Source organism: Streptomyces sp. NBC_01669 (assembly GCF_026339735.1).
Taxonomy (GTDB): Bacteria; Actinomycetota; Actinomycetes; order Streptomycetales; family Streptomycetaceae; genus Streptomyces; species Streptomyces yanii.
The window spans coordinates 4,043,051-4,059,424 of sequence record NZ_JAPEQG010000001.1 but is presented as its reverse complement, the minus strand read 5'-3'; the positions used below and the strand labels follow the sequence as shown (position 1 = coordinate 4,059,424).

The 16,374-nt window shown below is 69.1% G+C and carries 16 protein-coding genes; 14 read left to right on the top strand and 2 right to left on the bottom strand.

Translation table 11 applies throughout. The annotated features are described in order from the left end of the window. Positions 1-2 precede the first annotated feature (2 nt). Together OG972_RS17990 and OG972_RS17985 are read left to right on the top strand one after the other, a co-directional pair. Positions 3-656, top strand: coding sequence for a hypothetical protein (locus OG972_RS17990; protein ID WP_266982737.1), 654 nt, complete (start codon positions 3-5; stop codon positions 654-656). Between the two features lie 149 nt (positions 657-805). After that, positions 806-1,498, top strand: coding sequence for a demethylmenaquinone methyltransferase (locus OG972_RS17985; RefSeq protein ID WP_266982735.1), 693 nt, complete (start codon positions 806-808; stop codon positions 1,496-1,498). Between the two features lie 269 nt (positions 1,499-1,767). Here the strand turns inward: OG972_RS17985 and OG972_RS17980 are convergent, their stop codons facing one another. Then, on the bottom strand, positions 1,768-2,292 hold the full coding sequence (locus OG972_RS17980) for a GNAT family N-acetyltransferase (protein ID WP_266982733.1): 525 nt from the start codon (positions 2,290-2,292) through the stop codon (positions 1,768-1,770). Between the two features lie 97 nt (positions 2,293-2,389). On the opposite strand from OG972_RS17980, the gene OG972_RS17975 reads away from it, so the two are divergent. Further along, positions 2,390-3,673: a geranylgeranyl reductase family protein gene (locus tag OG972_RS17975; protein WP_266982731.1), complete on the top strand. Its 1,284-nt coding sequence runs from the start codon at positions 2,390-2,392 to the stop codon at positions 3,671-3,673. 301 nt (positions 3,674-3,974) lie between these two features. On the opposite strand, the gene OG972_RS17970 is transcribed toward OG972_RS17975, so the two are convergent. Further along, positions 3,975-4,784: a C40 family peptidase gene (locus tag OG972_RS17970; RefSeq protein WP_266982729.1), complete on the bottom strand. Its 810-nt coding sequence runs from the start codon at positions 4,782-4,784 to the stop codon at positions 3,975-3,977. Positions 4,785-5,579: 795 nt separating this feature from the next. Here OG972_RS17970 and OG972_RS17965 point away from each other — a divergent pair. Genes OG972_RS17965 through nuoK form a run of 11 tightly spaced genes read left to right on the top strand, consistent with a single transcriptional unit; the run spans position 5,580 to position 16,372 of the window. Continuing rightward, the gene (locus OG972_RS17965; RefSeq protein ID WP_003992243.1) at positions 5,580-5,939 is read left to right on the top strand and encodes an NADH-quinone oxidoreductase subunit A; all 360 of its coding nucleotides are present in this window, start codon (positions 5,580-5,582) and stop codon (positions 5,937-5,939) included. Between the two features lie 18 nt (positions 5,940-5,957). Continuing rightward, a complete protein-coding gene (locus OG972_RS17960; RefSeq protein WP_030975705.1) occupies positions 5,958-6,512 on the top strand; it encodes an NADH-quinone oxidoreductase subunit B family protein in 555 nt (184 codons plus the stop codon). Beyond that, entirely contained in the window at positions 6,509-7,219 is a 711-nt protein-coding gene (locus OG972_RS17955) for an NADH-quinone oxidoreductase subunit C (RefSeq protein ID WP_030975707.1), read from the top strand. Before OG972_RS17960 ends, OG972_RS17955 begins: the two co-directional genes overlap by 4 nt. Further along, positions 7,219-8,541 carry an NADH-quinone oxidoreductase subunit D gene (locus tag OG972_RS17950; RefSeq protein WP_266982727.1) on the top strand — a complete coding sequence of 441 codons (1,323 nt, stop codon included), beginning with the start codon at positions 7,219-7,221 and terminating at the stop codon, positions 8,539-8,541. Before OG972_RS17955 ends, OG972_RS17950 begins: the two co-directional genes overlap by 1 nt. Before the next feature lie 29 nt (positions 8,542-8,570). Next, positions 8,571-9,347 carry an NADH-quinone oxidoreductase subunit NuoE gene (gene nuoE / locus OG972_RS17945; protein ID WP_266990546.1) on the top strand — a complete coding sequence of 259 codons (777 nt, stop codon included), beginning with the start codon at positions 8,571-8,573 and terminating at the stop codon, positions 9,345-9,347. Further along, positions 9,344-10,726: an NADH-quinone oxidoreductase subunit NuoF gene (nuoF, locus tag OG972_RS17940; RefSeq protein WP_266982725.1), complete on the top strand. Its 1,383-nt coding sequence runs from the start codon at positions 9,344-9,346 to the stop codon at positions 10,724-10,726. Before nuoE ends, nuoF begins: the two co-directional genes overlap by 4 nt. After that, positions 10,723-13,230, top strand: coding sequence for an NADH-quinone oxidoreductase subunit G (locus OG972_RS17935; protein ID WP_266982723.1), 2,508 nt, complete (start codon positions 10,723-10,725; stop codon positions 13,228-13,230). Before nuoF ends, OG972_RS17935 begins: the two co-directional genes overlap by 4 nt. Beyond that, complete coding sequence (gene nuoH, locus OG972_RS17930) at positions 13,227-14,645, top strand: NADH-quinone oxidoreductase subunit NuoH (protein ID WP_266982722.1); 1,419 nt, start codon at positions 13,227-13,229, stop codon at positions 14,643-14,645. Before OG972_RS17935 ends, nuoH begins: the two co-directional genes overlap by 4 nt. After that, positions 14,638-15,252 carry an NADH-quinone oxidoreductase subunit NuoI gene (nuoI, locus tag OG972_RS17925; RefSeq protein WP_266982720.1) on the top strand — a complete coding sequence of 205 codons (615 nt, stop codon included), beginning with the start codon at positions 14,638-14,640 and terminating at the stop codon, positions 15,250-15,252. The genes nuoH and nuoI overlap by 8 nt, the downstream gene beginning before the upstream one ends. Next, positions 15,249-16,076 carry an NADH-quinone oxidoreductase subunit J gene (locus OG972_RS17920; protein ID WP_266982719.1) on the top strand — a complete coding sequence of 276 codons (828 nt, stop codon included), beginning with the start codon at positions 15,249-15,251 and terminating at the stop codon, positions 16,074-16,076. The genes nuoI and OG972_RS17920 overlap by 4 nt, the downstream gene beginning before the upstream one ends. Beyond that, positions 16,073-16,372, top strand: coding sequence for an NADH-quinone oxidoreductase subunit NuoK (nuoK, locus tag OG972_RS17915; RefSeq protein WP_037693122.1), 300 nt, complete (start codon positions 16,073-16,075; stop codon positions 16,370-16,372). The genes OG972_RS17920 and nuoK overlap by 4 nt, the downstream gene beginning before the upstream one ends. Positions 16,373-16,374 lie beyond the last annotated feature (2 nt).

Genomic DNA, 16,374 nt, shown 5'->3' with positions numbered 1-16,374 from the left:
TCTTGCTGACCGTTCACGCCGCGCCGCTGGTAATTCCGGTCGGCGCGGCGGCCGTCGCGCAGGGCGCGGTCGCCGTGGACGGCGACCGGATCGTCGCCGTCGGACCGTACGACGACGTCGTCGCCGCCCACCCGGCGGCCCGGGTCCGCCAGTGGCCGGGCGTCCTGACACCCGGTCTGCGGCAGTGGCATGCAGTCTGGCTGCTGACCCGCTGCTACCACCCCGACCCGCGCGAGGCGGACCAGCTCGGCGACCGGCCGCTGTGGGGCGAGGCGTTCGAACGGCTGGCCGGGGAGATGGATGCGGCGCGGTGGGCGGGCAGCGTACGGCGCGGGCTGCAGCAGATGCTGCGGCACGGCACCACACACCTCGCGGGCCGGTTCCACGACCCGGTCGTCCGCACCGCCGTGTACCGAGCGGGGCTGACCGAGGTTTCGGCTGTCGCCGCCCCCGGCATCCTGGTCGGCGAACCGAGCCTGGACCCCTTCGCGGAGGGCCACGACCTGCCCGGCTCCGTGCACGGCCCGCTCGTCGTCGGCGGCCGCGCCGACCTCGCCGTCTTCGACGTACCGGACGAGGACGCGCTCTGCGCGGCCGGCGCCGGGGCGTGCATCGCCACGGTGCTCGGCGGGCGGCTGGTGTACCGGCGGCGGTAGGCGCTCCGGAGCCCGCCATTCTCGGTGGTCTCCCACCCCTGTACCGAGTGGCGTCGCGCCCAAAAGGTTGAAGCCGGCTTTCGCGCGCCTCCCGGCGCCGACGCACGACCGGCGCGAGGCCTCCGAGGCCGGGCTGCTTGAATGGGTGGGTGACCCGAGCATCCCTGGACAAGCAGCCGCACGAAGTCGCCTCGATGTTCGACGACGTGGCGGCGAACTACGACCTCACCAACGATGTGCTGTCGCTCGGCCAGGCCCGGCTGTGGCGCAAGGAGGTCGCGAAGGCGGTGCACGCCCGCCCCGCGGAGAAGGTCCTCGACCTGGCCGCGGGCACGGCGACGTCCTCGCTGCCGTTCGCCGCGACCGGCGCGTACGTCGTGCCGTGCGACTTCTCCGTCGGCATGTTGCAGGTCGGCAAGAAGCGTCATCCCTGGCTGCCGTTCACCGCGGGCGACGCCACGAAGCTGCCGTTCCGCGACGAGACGTTCGACGCGGTGACGATCTCCTTCGGGCTGCGCAACGTCCAGGACACGGATGGGGCACTGCGCGAGCTGTACCGGGTGACCAAGCCGGGCGGCCGCGTGGTCATCTGCGAGTTCTCGCAGCCGACCTGGGCGCCGTTCCGCACGGTCTACACCGAGTACCTGATGCGGGCACTGCCTCCGGTCGCGCGCGCGGTGTCGTCCAACCCCGACGCGTACGTCTATCTCGCCGAGTCCATCCGTGCCTGGCCCGATCAGGCCGGGCTCGCGCAGCTGCTGCAGAAGGCGGGCTGGTCGAAGGTGGCCTGGCGCAATCTGACCGGTGGTGTGGTGGCGCTGCACCGGGGCGTACGTCCCTGACGCAGACCGCCGCCCGGCAGCGATGAGCCCCGCGCCGGACGGCAGTTGTCGGGATTCCGGCGAACGCGGGAACCGGTGGGCGGGAAGATGTGTCCGTAACACCTTCCGGGGGCTCCCGGGCGCGATCTGGGAGTACACGTACCAGGACAAGCAGAGCGGCGAGACGATCCACGCGATCGACCAGAGCTACATCGCCGACGACGCACCGAGTACGCGACCTACACCACCGAACGCGACAGCTACTGGCCGGACGGTCACCCGACAGGCTCTCACGCCTCCAGCCCCAGCCGGAAACAGCAGACCTCCTGCCCCGGGTGCGGGGTCGTGAAGCTCTCCGCGCGCTGCATCCCCAGCCGCCGGGCGACGGCGATCGACCGTTCGTTGCGCGCGTCGATCGTCGCCACCACCCGGTCCACCCCCGCCGCGCGCACCCGCTCCAGGGTGAGGCGCGCGGCGGCGGTGGCATAACCTCGGCCCCAGGCGGCCCGGCCGAGCCGCCAGCCGATCTCGATCTCGCCGACCGGACCGTACGCGGTCTGCGGCCACGGCTGCGCACCGGTGAAGCCGAGGACCTCGCCGTCCTCGTCGAGCACGGTCCACAGACAGAAGCCGAGCTCCGCGTCGTACCTGCGCTGGCGCGCGGTCCACTCCTCGTACAACGAGAGTTCCGCCGATGCGCCGCCGAAGAACTCCATCACCTCCGGGTCGTCGAACGCCCGGTGCCAGGCAACGGCGTCCTCGTCGGTCGGGACACGCAGCTGTACGGAGGGGCCGGGGGAGTGCACGGTCGACATCGGGGAGCCCTTCGGAAGGTCGGTCAGCAGGCACCCATAGACTGCACGGGACATGTGCCGCGCGGCACGCGATTTCGAGTCTTCGGGAGATCCGACCGTGACCGAGCCCCTGTCCGAACACAGCGCGGATGTGATCGTCGTCGGGGCAGGCCCAGCCGGCTCCACGACCGCGTACTACCTCGCCAAGGCCGGACTCGACGTTCTCCTGCTGGAGAAGACCGCCTTCCCGCGCGAGAAGGTCTGCGGCGACGGTCTCACCCCGCGCGCCACCAAGCAGCTCGTCGCCATGGGCATCGACATCTCCGAAGAGGCCGGCTGGCTGCGCAACAAGGGGCTGCGCATCATCGGCGGCGGCGTCCGGCTGCAGCTGGACTGGCCGGACCTCGCCTCGTACCCGGACTACGGACTGGTCCGCAAGCGCGACGACTTCGACGAGCAGCTGGCCCGCCAGGCGCAGAAGGCGGGCGCCCGGCTGTACGAGCGGTGCAATGTCGGTGCCCCGATCACCGACGAGCGCACCGGCCGCATCACCGGTGTGAACGCGAAGCTCGGCGAGGAGAAGACCCCGGTCACCTTCCACGCCCCGCTCGTCGTCGCCGCCGACGGCAACTCCACCCGGCTGTCCCTCGCCATGGGCCTGCACCGCCGCGAGGACCGCCCGATGGGCGTCGCGGTCCGTACGTACTTCACCTCCCCGCGCCACGACGACGACTACCTGGAGTCCTGGCTGGAGCTGTGGGACCGGCGCGGCCCCCAGGACCGACTGCTGCCCGGCTACGGCTGGATCTTCGGCATGGGCGACGGCACGTCCAACGTCGGCCTCGGCATCCTCAACTCGTCGTCCGCCTTCAAGGAGCTGGACTGGCGCGAGGTCCTCAAGGCGTGGTGCGCGTCCATGCCGGAGGACTGGGGCTACACCCCGGAGAACATGACGATGCCGATCCGCGGCGCCGCGCTCCCCATGGCGTTCAACCGCCAGCCGCACTACACCAAGGGGCTGCTGCTCGTCGGTGACGCGGGGGGCATGGTCAACCCGTTCAACGGCGAAGGCATCGCGTACGCCATGGAGTCGGGCCAGATCGCCGCGGACGTCATCGTCCAGGCGCACGCCCGCGCGACCCCCGCCCAGCGCGAACTGGCGCTGCACAACTACCCGAAGATCCTCAAGGAGACCTACGGCGGCTACTACACGATGGGCCGCGCCTTCGTGAAGCTGATCGGCAACCCGAAGGTCATGAAGATCGCCACCCAGCGCGGTCTGACGCACCCGCTGCTGATGAAGTTCACGCTGAAGATGCTCGCCAACCTCACCGACCCGACGGGCGGTGACGCGATGGACCGCATCATCAACGGCCTCTCGAAGGTGGCCCCGAAGGCCTGACCGTCATTCCCGTCCGCGTCCTCGCTCCGTCCATGAGCGAGGCGCGGGTGGACGACCGCCTGCTGCATGTCGAACCAGCCGAGCAACTGGGTCCGCTCGTCGGCTTCGTACGGAGGGCGTATACGCGGGCGGGTCATGGGAGTTGAAGCTACCCCGACCGGGACCGCGTGCGCAGGCGGATCCGGAACGGACAAGCCACCGGGGCGGCAGCGACAGCACCGGGCCCACCGCTCCACGACGAAGGGCCGTCGCTCCCGAGCGGGGGAGTGACGGCCCTTCGTCGTGTTCGCGCGCTTGTGAATCAGAGAACGCGGACCGCGCCCGACGGCGGGTCGTAGCTCAGCGGGCGCTGCACCACACCGGTGCTGGAGTTCTGCGCACCGACGAACTGGCCGCCGCCCACGTAGACGCCGACGTGGTACGCGGAGCCCGCGCCGCCCCAGTAGAGGATGTCGCCGGGCTGGAGGTTGCTCAGCGAGACCTGGGTGCCGGCGGTCGACTGGGCCTGCGAGACGCGCGGGAGGTCGACGCCCACCGTGCGGAACGCGGCCTGGACCAGGCCGGAGCAGTCCCAGGAGTTGGGGCCGGTGCCGCCGGACACGTATGCGTCGCCGACCTGCGCCTTGACGAACGCGATGACGGACGCGGCGGAGCCGGTGGCGCTCGACGAGGTGGAGGCCACGGCGGTGGAGCCGGACGCGCTGAGCGTCGTACGGGCCTCGGAGCGGGAGGCGCGCAGGGCGGCCTCCGCCTTGGCCTTGGCGGCCGCCTCTGCCTTCTTCTTGGCCTCCGCCTTGCGGACCGCCTCGGCCTTGGCCTTCGTGGCCGCCTTGGCCGCGCTGGTGGCTGCGGCGTCCTCGTGGGCCTGCGTCTCCAGGTCCAGGGCGACCTGCTGCGTGGCCTCGGCGGACGCGGCGACGGAGGTGGAGAGCCCGGAGGTGAGTGTGGGCATCTCGATGGTCTGGGTCACCGGCTCGGCCTGGGCCGGACCGGCAGCGCCTGCGACCGCGATGGTGCTGAGGACGCCACCGGCAACTCCGGCCCTCAGCGCCGTTTTCGGGGCGCTTCGACGGGGCTTCCGGTGGCTGGGTATGTGAGCGGTGTGGGACATGAGTACTAGCGCTATCAGGGCCCCCGGGTTCCCTTCAAGAAACGTGTGTTGCGACACAGTTACGTTCGGAATCTGTGAATCCGCTTTCTGACGGCCCTTATTGACGCCGTAACGGGCAAACCGGGCATGCATGATCACCGCTGTGATCACGGGCTTTCAGTAATTCGCCCGAATTGCCCGCCGCTTACCATCCGTTCACACCAATGGCCAAGCCCGCTTTTGTTGAAGGCCTTGCGGAGTGACGCAGGTCACAGTGTGACTGTTGTGTGGTGGGCATACGAGCGGTCGGCGCGCGCGGCGGCGTCGACGGCGGGGTGGTCGACGCGCTGGGTGGCGCGGCGGCAGGCGCGGCGGGCGACGTTTCGTCCGGAAGATCTCGAATGTGTGCACGCGTCCACATCGCTCCCCGCGAGCCCCTCGCACGGGTGACCCGGAGTGGGACGGATCCTCTTATCACCACCCAGCCATCCATTGCCAATTTGCTAGTCGAGGCGTCTGATTGTTAGAGGAGCATCGCCTTGACCAGCAACAACAACACCAGATGTCACGTCTCGTGATCGCGCGGCCGCTTTGCGTACGAAGATCACCCCTCATCCGGCTTCATGATCGTTCGCCGGGTGGTGGAGATCACAAAGTCGGTGTAGCACCCCGTGTCGCAGATCACAGGACGGCAGGCATAGGATGCGGGGCAGTCGGGCTTGTGAACTGCCTCACATGTGCACGATCTTGGTGAGGTGGCGAGCCGGTCGCCCGATGCGGTCCAACGGTCAAGGACGACTGGAAGGAGCGAGGAGCGTGAATGCCTACGCGCCCATCCTCGTGCTCGGCGCCCTCGGGGCAGGGTTTGCGATCTTCTCCGTGGTCATGGCCACGCTTATCGGCCCAAAGCGGTACAACCGAGCAAAGCTCGAAGCGTACGAGTGCGGTATTGAACCCACCCCCACTCCAGCCGGAGGCGGCCGCTTCCCCATCAAGTACTACCTGACGGCGATGCTCTTCATCGTCTTCGACATCGAGATCGTCTTCCTCTATCCCTGGGCGGTCACGTTCGACGCCCTGGGGATCTTCGGGCTCGTCGAGATGCTGCTCTTCGTGCTCACCGTCTTCGTCGCCTATGCGTATGTATGGCGTCGCGGCGGCCTGGAATGGGACTGAGGGGCTGAGGGGCACACCATGGGACTCGAAGAGAAGCTGCCCAGCGGCTTCGTGCTGACCACTGTCGAGCAGGCCGCCGGCTGGGTGCGGAAATCCTCCGTCTTCCCCGCGACGTTCGGTCTCGCCTGCTGCGCCATCGAGATGATGACGACCGGAGCCGGGCGCTACGACCTGGCCCGATTCGGGATGGAGGTCTTCCGCGGATCGCCGCGGCAGGCGGATCTGATGATCGTGGCCGGGCGGGTCAGCCAGAAGATGGCGCCCGTCCTGCGGCAGGTCTACGACCAGATGCCGAACCCCAAGTGGGTTATCTCCATGGGGGTTTGCGCATCATCGGGTGGGATGTTCAACAATTATGCCATTGTGCAAGGTGTTGATCACATTGTCCCGGTCGATATCTATTTGCCGGGTTGTCCGCCACGCCCCGAGATGCTGATGGACGCCATTCTCAAGCTCCACCAGAAGATCCAGAGCTCCAAGCTCGGGGTCAACGCGGAGGAGGCCGCCCGCGAGGCGGAGGACGCGGCACTCAAGGCGCTTCCCCTGATCGAGATGAAGGGGCTGCTGCGGTGAGCGACGAGCAGAACAGCAACGGCGTACCCGCGCCGCGCGACGAGACCGGCGAGGTCATCGGCGTACGCAAGGGCATGTTCGGCGCCAACAACGGCGGTGACACCTCCGGCTACGGCGGCCTCGTCCGCACGGTGACGCTGCCGGGCGCCACGCCCCGGCCGTACGGCGGCTGGTTCGACGAAGTGGCCGACGAACTCGAAGGGGCCCTGGAGGAGCAGGACCTGCTTCCCGAGAACGCCATCGAGAAGACCGTCGTCGACCGGGGCGAACTCACCTTCCACATCGCCCGCGAGCACTTGCCCACCGTGGCTCGAACCCTGCGCGACGACCCGGCCCTGCGCTTCGAGCTCTGTACCGGGGTGAGCGGTGTCCACTTCCTCGGCGACAAGGGCCGCGAACTGCACGCCGTCTACCATCTGCGGTCGATCACCCACGGCCGGCTGATCCGGCTGGAGGTCTCGGCCCCGGACAGCGACCCGCACGTCCCGTCGCTCGTCGCGGTCTATCCGACCAACGACTGGCACGAGCGTGAGACCTACGACTTCTTCGGGCTCATCTTCGACGGGCACCCGGCCCTCACCCGGATCATGATGCCGGACGACTGGCAGGGCTTCCCGCAGCGCAAGGACTACCCGCTCGGTGGCATCGCCGTCGAGTACAAGGGCGCCCAGATCCCGGCTCCGGACCAGCGGAGGTCGTACTCCTGATGACTACTCCCCATGCAACGCCTCGCGCCACGACCGAGGGGACTGTATATACAGTCACCGGCGGCGACTGGGACGAAGTCGTCGAGTCGGCGGTCAAGTCCGACGACGAGCGCATCATCGTCAACATGGGTCCCCAGCACCCGTCCACGCACGGCGTGCTGCGGCTGATCCTGGAGATCGACGGCGAGACCGTCACCGAGGCCCGCTGCGGCATCGGCTACCTCCACACCGGCATCGAGAAGAACCTCGAATTCCGGAACTGGACGCAGGGCACCACGTTCGTCACGCGCATGGACTACCTGACGCCGTTCTTCAACGAGACGGCGTACTGCCTGGGCGTCGAGAAGCTCCTCGGCATCGAGGACCAGATCCCCGACCGGGCGACGGTCCTGCGCGTGCTCCTGATGGAGCTCAACCGGATCTCCTCGCACCTGGTGTGCATCGCCACGGGCGGCATGGAGCTCGGCGCGACCACGATCATGATCTACGGGTTCCGCGATCGTGAACTCGTTCTCGATCTCTTCGAGCTGATCACCGGGCTCCGGATGAACCACGCGTTCGTCCGGCCCGGCGGACTCGCCCAGGACCTGCCGCCGGGCGCGGTCGACCAGCTGCGCGAGTTCGTGAAGACCATGAAGAAGAACCTGCCGGAGTACGACAAGCTCGCCACCGGCAACCCCATCTTCAAGGCCCGTATGCAGGACGTCGGCTATCTCGACCTGACCGGCTGCATGGCGCTCGGCGCCACCGGCCCGATCCTGCGCTCCGCCGGACTCCCGCACGACCTGCGCAAGACCGATCCCTACTGCGGCTACGAGACCTACGAATTCGACGTCCCCACCGCCGACAGCTGCGACGCCTACGGCCGCTTCCTCATCCGTCTGGAAGAGATGCGGCAGTCGCTGCGGATCATCGAGCAGTGCATCGACCGGCTCGCCCCCGGACCGGTCATGGTCGCCGACAAGAAGATCGCCTGGCCCGCTCAGCTCGCGCTGGGACCCGACGGGCTCGGCAACTCGCTCGACCACATCAAGAAGATCATGGGGACCTCCATGGAGGCCCTGATTCACCACTTCAAGCTGGTGACCGAGGGCTTCAGGGTCCCGGCCGGACAGACGTACACCGCCGTCGAATCGCCCAAGGGCGAGCTCGGCGTGCATGTCGTCTCGGACGGCGGAACCCGCCCCTACCGGGTCCACTTCCGCGACCCGTCCTTCACCAATCTGCAGGCCATGGCGGCGATGTGCGAGGGCGGCCAGGTCGCCGACGTCATCGTCGCCGTCGCGTCCATCGACCCCGTGATGGGAGGCGTCGACCGGTGACCGAAGCACGTCAGGAAGTCAGTCTGGGGATGCCGCAGCTCCCCGCCCCCGCCTACCCGGCCGAGGTGCGCGCCAGGCTCGAAGCGGACGCGAAGGAGGTGATCGCCCGCTACCCAGACAGCCGCTCCGCGCTGCTGCCGCTGCTGCACCTGGTGCAGTCCGAGGAGGGATACGTCTCCCGCACGGGCATGGCGCTCTGCGCCGAGCTGCTCGGCCTCACCACCGCCGAGGTCACCGGGGTCGCGACCTTCTACACGATGTACCGGCGCAAGCCCAGCGGCGACTACCAGGTGGGGGTCTGCACCAACACGCTGTGTGCGGTGATGGGCGGCGACGCCATCTTCGACCGGCTGAAGCAGCACCTCGGCGTCGGCAACAACGAGACGACCGAGGACGGCAAGGTCACCCTCGAACACATCGAGTGCAACGCGGCCTGCGACTTCGCACCCGTGGTGATGGTCAACTGGGAGTTCTTCGACAACCAGACGCCCGAGAGCGCGACGCAGCTCGTCGACGACCTGATCGCCGGGCGCACCGTCGAACCCACCCGCGGCGCCCCGCTCTGCTCGTACAAGGAGACCGCGCGGATCCTGGCCGGCTTCCCCGACCAGCGCCCCGGCGCCGTCGAGGCGACCGGCGGAGCGGGCCCCGCCTCTCTGGTCGGCCTCCGGCTGGCGAAGGGCGAGGAACCGCACCCGAAGGTCGTCGCCCCGCGCGGCGAGCAGGCCCGCACCGACGCTCCGCAGCAGACCTCCGCATCCGACCCGGACCACCCGGCCGGTCCCGCAGCAGAGGAGGGAGAGTGATGACGTTGGCAGCCGAAATCAACGACGGGGGCGGCAACAACAGCGGGGCCAGCCCCGAGAAGCTGCTCTCGCCCGTGCTCTCCGCCTTCTGGGACGAGCCCGAGTCCTGGACCCTGGACACCTACAAGCGGCACGGCGGCTACGAGGGGCTGCGCAAGGCCCTCGCCATGTCCCCGGACGACCTCATCGCGTACGTCAAGGACTCCGGACTGCGCGGCCGCGGCGGCGCGGGCTTCCCCACCGGCATGAAGTGGCAGTTCATCCCGCAGGGCGACGGCAAGCCGCACTACCTGGTGGTCAACGCCGACGAGTCGGAGCCCGGGACCTGCAAGGACATCCCGCTCCTCTTCGCCAACCCGCACAGCCTCATCGAGGGCATCGTGATCGCCTGCTACGCGATCCGCTCCTCGCACGCCTTCATCTATCTGCGCGGTGAAGTGGTCCCCGTGCTGCGGCGCCTGCACGAAGCCGTGCGCGAGGCGTACGAAGCGGGCTACCTCGGGACGAGCATCCTGGGCTCGGGGCTCGACCTGGAACTCACTGTGCACGCGGGCGCGGGCGCGTACATCTGTGGTGAGGAGACCGCACTGCTCGACTCGCTCGAAGGGCGACGCGGCCAGCCCCGGCTGCGGCCCCCCTTCCCCGCGGTCGCCGGTCTGTACGCCTGCCCCACTGTGGTGAACAACGTCGAGTCCATCGCCTCGGTTCCCGCGATCCTGAACAAGGGCAAGGACTGGTTCAAGTCGATGGGCAGCGAGAAGTCCCCGGGCTTCACGCTGTACTCGCTCAGCGGCCACGTCGCCAGCCCCGGACAGTACGAGGCCCCGCTCGGCATCACGCTGCGCCAGCTGCTCGACATGAGCGGCGGTATGCGCGCCGGCCACCGGCTGAAGTTCTGGACGCCGGGCGGCTCCTCCACCCCGATGTTCACCGACGAGCACCTCGATGTGCCCCTCGACTACGAGGGCGTCGGCGCCGCCGGTTCCATGCTCGGCACCAAGGCGCTCCAGTGCTTCGACGAGACGACCTGCGTCGTGCGGGCCGTCACCCGCTGGACCGAGTTCTACGCCCATGAGTCCTGCGGCAAGTGCACGCCATGCCGTGAAGGCACCTACTGGCTCGTCCAGCTGCTCCGCGACATCGAGGCCGGCAAGGGACAGATGGCCGACCTCGACAAGCTGAACGACATCGCCGACAACATCAACGGCAAGTCCTTCTGTGCCCTCGGCGACGGCGCCGCCTCGCCGATCTTCTCCTCGCTGAAGTACTTCCGCGAGGAGTACGAGCGGCACATCACCGGCCGGGGCTGCCCCTTCGATCCCGCCAAGTCGACCGCCTGGGCCGACGACAAGAACGCTCACCAGGGGGTGAACGCATGACAGTCACCACAAGTGCGCCCTCCGGGGGCGGCGAGGCGGCGGTCCCGCCCGAGGACCTTGTCACGCTGACGATCGACGGCATCGAGATCAGCGTGCCCAAGGGCACGCTGGTCATCCGCGCCGCCGAACTCCTCGGCATCGAGATCCCGCGCTTCTGCGACCACCCGCTCCTCGACCCGGCCGGCGCCTGCCGCCAGTGCATCGTCGAGGTCGAGGGCCAGCGCAAGCCGATGGCGTCCTGCACCATCACGTGCACCGACGGCATGGTGGTCAAGTCGCAGCTCACCTCGCCGGTCGCCGACAAGGCGCAGCGCGGTGTGATGGAGCTGCTGCTCATCAACCACCCGCTGGACTGCCCGGTCTGCGACAAGGGCGGCGAGTGCCCGCTGCAGAACCAGGCGATGTCGCACGGCGACCCGGACTCCCGGTTCGACGGAAAGAAGCGGACGTACGAGAAGCCCGTCCCGATCTCCACCCAGGTGCTGCTGGACCGTGAGCGGTGTGTGCTCTGCGCGCGCTGCACCCGGTTCTCCAACCAGGTGGCGGGCGACCCGATGATCGAGCTGATCGAGCGCGGTGCGCTCCAGCAGGTCGGCACGGGCGAGGGCGACCCGTTCGAGTCGTACTTCTCCGGCAACACCATCCAGATCTGCCCGGTCGGCGCGCTCACCTCGGCGGCGTACCGGTTCCGCTCCCGCCCCTTCGACCTGGTGTCGTCGCCGTCGGTGTGCGAACACTGCGCGGGCGGCTGCGCGACCCGCACCGATCACCGGCGCGGCAAGGTCATGCGGCGGCTCGCCGCCAACGACCCCGAGGTCAATGAGGAGTGGGTCTGCGACAAGGGCCGCTTCGGCTTCCGCTACGCGCAGCAGCGGGACCGGCTCACCACGCCGCTGGTACGGAACGCGGACGGTGTCCTCGAACCGGCGAGCTGGCCCGAGGCGCTGGCTGCCGCGGCCGCCGGGCTCGCCGCCGCACGCGGCAGGACCGGCGTCCTCACCGGCGGCCGGCTGACCGTCGAGGACGCGTACGCGTACAGCAAGTTCGCCCGGATCGCCCTCGATACCAACGACATCGACTTCCGGGCCCGGGTGCACAGCAGCGAGGAGGCCGACTTCCTGGCCGCCCGCGTCGCCGGGCACGGACGCGACCTGGACGGCAGCGGGATCACCTACACCTCGCTGGAGAAGGCTTCGACCGTCCTGCTGGTCGGCTTCGAGTCCGAGGAGGAGGCGCCCGGCGTCTTCCTGCGGCTGCGCAAGGCCCACCGCAAGCACGGCCAGCGGACCTTCGCCGTCGCCTCGCACGCCACCCGCGGTCTGGAGAAGGCGGGCGGCACGCTGCTGCCCGCCGCGCCCGGCACCGAGACCGAGTGGCTGGACGCGATCGCGGGCGGCGTCGGACTCGACGGCGACGGAGCCGCGGCGGCCGAGGCGCTGCGCGGCGAGGGCGCCGTGATCGTGGTGGGCGAACGGCTGGCCGGCGTACCGGGCGGGCTGACCGCCGCGGTACGGGCGGCCACCGCGACCGGGTCCCGCCTGGTGTGGATCCCGCGCCGGGCCGGCGAGCGCGGTGCGGTGGAGGCGGGCGCGCTCCCGTCGCTGCTGCCCGGCGGCCGCCCGGCCACCGACCCGCGTGCCAGGGACGAGGTGGCGGCCGTATGGGGCGTCGCAGAACTTCCCTCCCGGTTCGGCCGCGACACCGGCCAGATCATCGAGGCCGCCGCCACCGGCGAACTGGGCGCGCTGCTCGTCGCCGGGGTGGAGACCGCCGACCTGCCGGACCCGGCCCGCGCCCTGGAGGCGCTGGACCGGATCGGCCTCCTCGTCTCGCTGGAGCTGCGGCCCAGCGAGATCACCGAGCGGGCCGACGTCGTCTTCCCGGTCGCCGCGGTGGCCGAGAAGCCCGGCACCTTCCTCAACTGGGAAGGCAGGGCCCGGATGTTCGAGGCGGCGCTGAAGCCCGAGCAGATGACGCGGAGACTCGCGCCGACCGATGCCCGGGTGCTGCACATGCTCGCCGACGCACTCGACGTCCACTTCGCGCTGCCGGATCTGAGGTCCGTACGCCGTGAGCTGGACCGGCTCGGCGGCTGGACCGGTACGCACGCCACCGACCCGCACGAGTCGGCGCAGCCGCTGCCCCGGCCCGGCGACGGCGAGGCGGTCCTCGCGGGCCACCGGCTGCTGCTCGACCAGGGGCGGCTCCAGGAGGGCGACGCGGCGCTGGCCGGCACCCGTCACGCGGCGGTCGCCCGGCTCTCCGCCGTCACCGCCGCCGAGACGGGTGTGAAGGACGGCGATCTGCTGGCCGTCACCGGACCGTCCGGCAGCGTCGAGCTCCCGCTGCAGGTCACCGACATGCCGGACCGGGTGGTCTGGGTGCCGCTGAACTCCGTCGGGCGGGGCGTACCGGCCGACACCGGCGCCCACCCCGGCGGTCTGGTCCGGATCGGCCCCGCCGCACCGGGTTCTCCCGACGTCACACCGGAGGTGCGAGCGTGACTGCCCTCGCTCAACTGGCCTCGGCACCCGACCGTGCCGTACTCGCCGCCGAGGATCTGTCGATGTTCGGCACCGACCCCTGGTGGCTCGTCGTCATCAAGGCGGTGTTCTGCTTCGCGTTCCTGATGGTGACCGTGCTCTTCTCCATCGTGTGGGAGCGCAAGGTCGTCGCCTGGATGCAGCTGCGCATCGGCCCCAACCGGCACGGCCCCTGGGGCATGCTCCAGTCGCTCGCCGACGGCATCAAGCTGATGCTGAAGGAAGACGTCATCGTCAAGCGGGCGGACAAGGTCGTCTATGTCCTCGCGCCGATCGTCGCCGCCGTACCGGCGTTCATGGCGATCGCCGTGATCCCGTTCGGGCCGTCCGGCAACGAGGTCTCGATCTTCGGCCACCGTACGGCGATGCAGCTCACCGACCTGCCGATCGCGATGCTCTACGTCCTCGCGGTCGCGTCGGTCGGGATCTACGGCATCGTGCTGGCCGGCTGGTCCTCCGGATCGACGTACCCGCTGCTCGGCGGATTGCGCTCCTGCGCGCAGATGATCTCGTACGAGATCGCGATGGGCGCCGCGTTCGCCTCCGTCTTCCTCTACTCCGGGTCGATGTCGACCTCGAAGATCGTGGAGGCGCAGCAGGACCGCTGGTTCATCATCCTGCTGCCGGTCTCGTTCATCATCTACATCGTCACCATGGTCGGTGAGACCAACCGCGCCCCGTTCGACATGCCGGAGTCCGAGGGCGACCTCGTCGGCGGCTTCAACACCGAGTACTCGTCGATCAAGTTCGCGATGTTCATGCTCGCCGAGTACGTCAACATGGTCACCGTCTCCGCCGTCTCCGCGACGCTGTTCCTGGGCGGCTGGCGGGCCCCGTGGCCGATCAGCACCTTCTGGGAGGGCGCGAACCACGGCTGGTGGCCGATGCTCTGGTTCGTCCTCAAGGTCCAGCTGCTGCTGTTCTTCTTCATCTGGCTGCGCGGCACGCTGCCCCGCGTCCGCTACGACCAGCTGATGAAGCTCGGCTGGAAGGTCCTGATCCCGGTCTCCGTGGTCTGGCTGATGCTGGTCGCGACCGTGCGGGCGCTGCGCAACGAGGGCTACGACTTCTCGAAGATGGTGCTGTACGTGGCCGGGGCCGTGATCGCGATCCTGCTGATCTCCTTCGTCGCCGACATCTTCCGGGACCGCTCGGCCAAGGCGGCCGGGACGGAAGCCGGACCCCGGCCGGAGTTCGACCCGATGGCGGGCGGATTCCCGGTGCCGCCGCTGCCCGGACAGACCCTGCCGCCGGTACCGCGCCGCAGGCCACGGCACGAGCGGGAGCTCGTTGTCAGTGGCGGGTCGGATACTCAGAGTGACGGCAGTCAGATTGGTGGAAGTCCGAGTGACGGAAAGGAGGCTGACGGTGTCTGAGCCATCGGAGTCCACTGGGGACAAGTTCCAGAATCCTGTGGCCGGCTTCGGCGTGACCTTCAAGGCCATGTTCAAGAAGCGGCTGACCGAGCAGTACCCCGAACAGCAGAAGGTGACGGCGCCGCGCTTCCACGGCAGGCACCAGCTCAACCGTCACCCGGACGGCCTGGAGAAGTGCGTCGGCTGCGAGCTGTGCGCCTGGGCCTGTCCCGCTGATGCCATCTATGTGGAGGGCGCGGACAACACCGACGAGGAGCGCTACTCCCCGGGTGAGCGCTACGGCCGCGTCTACCAGATCAACTACGCGCGCTGCATTCTCTGCGGACTGTGCATCGAGGCGTGCCCGACCCGGGCGCTCACGATGACCAATGAGTTCGAGCTCGCCAACACCACCCGCGAAAGCCTCATCTACACCAAGGACGAGCTGCTCGCGGGCCTGGAGGAGGGCATGGTCGATACTCCGCACGCGATCTTCCCGGGCATGGACGAGCAGGACTACTACCGGGGGCTGGTCACCGAGGCGGCGCCCGGCGCGGAGCGTCAGGTCGCGGTCTCCAAGGGAGAGTCCAAGGAGCAGGCGTCCAAGGACGAGGAGGTGGACGCATGACCGGCCTGGCCGCAGCGGCCTCCACCACATCGACCGGCGAGGCCTTCCAGTTCTGGGTCCTCGGCACGGTCGCCGTGATCGGCGCGCTGTCCACCGTGCTGATGAAGAAAGCCGTGCACAGCGCGCTGAGCCTCGCCGGGACCATGATCGTCCTGGCGGTGTTCTACCTGGCCAACGGCGCCTACTTCCTCGGCGTCGTCCAGATCGTCGTCTACACCGGCGCGATCATGATGCTGTTCCTCTTCGTGGTCATGCTCGTCGGCGTCACGGCGGCGGACTCGCTGAAGGAGACCCTCAAGGGCCAGCGCTGGCTGGCCGCGGGATGCGGGCTCGGCTTCGGCGTCCTGCTGATCGCGGGCATCGGCAACGCCTCGCTGAACAGCTTCAACGGACTCGGCACCGCGAACGCCGCGCACGGCGGAAACGTCGAGGGGCTGGCCAGCCTCATCTTCACCAAGTACGTCTTCGCCTTCGAGATCACCGGCGCCCTGCTGATCACGGCGACGGTCGGCGCGATGGTGCTCACCCACCGGGAGCGCACCGAACGGGCCAAGACCCAGCGGGAGATGTCGCAGGAGCGCGTACGCGGCAAGCACCTGCCGCCACTGCCCGCCCCCGGTGTCTACGCCCGGCACAACGCCGTGGACATCGCCGGTCTGCTCCCGGACGGCACTGCGTCCGAGCTCACCGTCATGCAGACACTGCGGCAGCGCGGCCAGATCCGCGACGTGTCGAACGAGTCGCTGGCCGACCTCAAGGCGCTGGAGCAGCGCTCCGAGGAGCGGCTCGGCCGTGACCAGGACGAAGAGGAGGTCACCAAGTGAATCCGGTCAACTACCTCTATCTCTCCGCCCTGTTGTTCACCATCGGCGCGTCCGGGGTGCTGATCAGGCGGAACGCGATCGTGGTGTTCATGTGCGTGGAGCTGATGCTCAACGCCTGCAACCTCGCGTTCGTCACCTTCTCCCGGATGCACGGCAACCTCGACGGCCAGATCATCGCCTTCTTCACGATGGTCGTCGCCGCCGCCGAGGTCGTGGTCGGGCTCGCGATCATCGTGTCGCTGTTCCGTTCCCGCCACTCGGCCTCGGTCGACGACGCCAGCCTGATGAAGCTGTAAGG

What these genes read in the sequence shown, in the direction of transcription:
- OG972_RS17935 (WP_266982723.1), top strand. Translation starts at nt 10,723, where the DNA reads ATGACAGTCACCACAAGTGCGCCCTCCGGGGGCGGCGAGGCGGCGGTC.
- OG972_RS17980 (WP_266982733.1), bottom strand. Translation starts at nt 2,292, where the DNA reads ATGTCGACCGTGCACTCCCCCGGCCCCTCCGTACAGCTGCGTGTCCCG.
- nuoE (WP_266990546.1), top strand. Translation starts at nt 8,571, where the DNA reads ATGCCGCAGCTCCCCGCCCCCGCCTACCCGGCCGAGGTGCGCGCCAGG.
- OG972_RS17950 (WP_266982727.1), top strand. Translation starts at nt 7,219, where the DNA reads ATGACTACTCCCCATGCAACGCCTCGCGCCACGACCGAGGGGACTGTA.
- OG972_RS17920 (WP_266982719.1), top strand. Translation starts at nt 15,249, where the DNA reads ATGACCGGCCTGGCCGCAGCGGCCTCCACCACATCGACCGGCGAGGCC.
- OG972_RS17970 (WP_266982729.1), bottom strand. Translation starts at nt 4,784, where the DNA reads ATGTCCCACACCGCTCACATACCCAGCCACCGGAAGCCCCGTCGAAGC.
- OG972_RS17960 (WP_030975705.1), top strand. Translation starts at nt 5,958, where the DNA reads ATGGGACTCGAAGAGAAGCTGCCCAGCGGCTTCGTGCTGACCACTGTC.